The 844-nt window shown below is 74.9% G+C and carries 2 protein-coding genes; both read left to right on the forward strand.

What is annotated here, in order from left to right; genetic code table 11:
* The coding region (locus tag HMPREF3086_RS02705) for a LytR C-terminal domain-containing protein (protein WP_141763959.1) at positions 1-352 on the forward strand (352 nt) is incomplete at its 5' end.
* Positions 353-445: 93 nt separating this feature from the next.
* The gene (locus tag HMPREF3086_RS02710) at positions 446-793 is read left to right on the forward strand and encodes a hypothetical protein (RefSeq protein ID WP_061227937.1); all 348 of its coding nucleotides are present in this window, start codon (positions 446-448) and stop codon (positions 791-793) included.
* The last annotated feature ends 51 nt before the right edge of the window (positions 794-844 follow it).

Here is an 844-nt window from a genome sequence, read left to right on the forward strand (position 1 = left end):
GGCCGACCCGCCCGCGGCCGGGCAGCCTCCCGCCCAGCCCGGCGCGCCCGGACCGGACGTGACCAGCGTGCCGGTGCAGATCTTCAACAACAGCACCGTCACCGGCCTGGCAGCCCGCACGGGCGAGGCGCTGCGCGAGAGCGGCTTCGCGGTGGGCGACGTAGCCAACATGCCGTCCAACCGCGGCGTGGTGGCGGAGTCCACCGCCTTCTACGGCACCGGGCCCGGTGAGCAGCAGGCCGCGCAGGCGATCGCCGCCCAGCTGGGGATCACCGCCAAGCCGCGTCCGGCGGATCTGGCGGGGGAGGCTCCCGGGGTGATCGTGATCGTCACCCAGGATCTCGACCGCTGACCCCTGAGGATATGATGAGCCCACGCGTCCGGCCCGTCCGCGGGACGCACGCCCAGTAGCGACTTGCAGCCTCCCGAGATCGAAGGAGCCCCCATGGCCCCGCGTCAGACCGCCCGCCGCATCCTGGTCGCGGCTCCCGCACTCGCCCTCGCGTTCGCCGTGGCCGCGTGCAGCCCCAACCAGGAGCCGGCCGATCCCGACGCGCCGTACACGCTGCCCACGTACTCCGAGGAGTCCGCGCCCCACTCCTCCATCCCGGAGACGCAGGAGACCGACGACCCCGACACGATCGAGGACTTCGAGGCCGGCACTACCGCGGCCGGCATCCCCGGTGAGGGTGGAGACGAGGGCGGCGGCCAGGCCACCACCGACGACGGACTCCCGGTCCCGGGCGCCGGGCAGCAGGCCGGCAGCGCGGTTCCGACGCGGCCCGCCCCCTGATCTCCGGTCCGGCCACCGGACCCGCGAGCCCCGCACCCGAGCAGACGGGTG

Source organism: Dietzia sp. HMSC21D01 (assembly GCF_001815995.1).
Taxonomy (GTDB): domain Bacteria; phylum Actinomycetota; class Actinomycetes; order Mycobacteriales; family Mycobacteriaceae; genus Dietzia; species Dietzia cinnamea.